Here is an 890-nt window from a genome sequence, read left to right as displayed (position 1 = left end):
AGACCACTCTGAGCGCGGTGATGATGGCGCTCGTATCGGTCGCGACAGCGCGGTTATTGCTGATGTCGTAATAGAGATCACCCGCAAGGCTCGGCAGATTACCATCAAAGATCAGGCCGACAGCCTTACCTTCGCGATTGATGACCGGAGAACCGGAGTTACCCCCCACAATGTCGTTGGTCGAAACGAAATCGAGATGCGTTGCCAGATCCAGATTGGCCTTCGCATCCAGCCAGCGCTTGGGCAGAGCAAAAGGTTCGCTGCCGGTGGCGTGTCGATACATACCCGCAAAATCCGTGAAGGGCGCGACATCCGTGCCATTCTTGCGCCAGCCCTTGACGGTGCCATAGGACAGACGGGGCGAGAACGTGGCGTCGGGATACAACGCATCGAGGCGATTTTCGGCCTTGGCCTGAGCGAAGCGCGCACGGGCAATATCGCCCTGAGCCTTGTGCAGCGGGGCGGAAACCTCGTCACGCATACGATCATGAAGTGACGCGTAATCCGGGTAGAGTTTGCGGGCAAAGACGATCAGCGGATCGGTCGAGGCTTCGATGGCCTTGAGACCTCCTTTCCACAGGGCGAGACGCTGTGCCGGATCAGACAGCTTTGTCCCCTTGATAAGGCGCGCCGCCACATCTTCCGGTGCATCATTGCCAAGGGCGAGATGGACAAGGTTATCATCGGCACCAGCCACCTGACGCAGGCTGGTCAGGCTGAGTGCCAGCGAAGCAGTTTCAAGATCCGGATAGAAAGGCTCTTTCGCACCAAGGCTGGTCTCGATTTCGCCAAGCTGGGCGTCATGGAAGCCCGCATGACGCTTGGCGTCGGGCTTGGCCCGCTCATGAGCGCCTTCCACCAGGGTCATGACGTCATCAAGGAAGCCACGA

Annotated in this window: 1 protein-coding gene; it reads right to left on the bottom strand. The window is 59.0% G+C overall.

Going from position 1 to position 890, the window contains the following annotated elements:
- Nucleotides 1–868: S46 family peptidase (locus P792_RS32120; RefSeq protein WP_031241256.1), on the bottom strand; the 868-nt coding region annotated here is incomplete at its 3' end.
- Between the last annotated feature and the right edge of the window lie 22 nt (nucleotides 869–890).

Source organism: Asaia sp. SF2.1, from assembly GCF_000505765.1.
GTDB classification, from domain to species: Bacteria; Pseudomonadota; Alphaproteobacteria; order Acetobacterales; family Acetobacteraceae; genus Asaia; species Asaia bogorensis.
The sequence above is the reverse complement of the archived record's forward strand: the minus strand, read 5'-3'. Positions and strand labels throughout refer to the sequence as shown.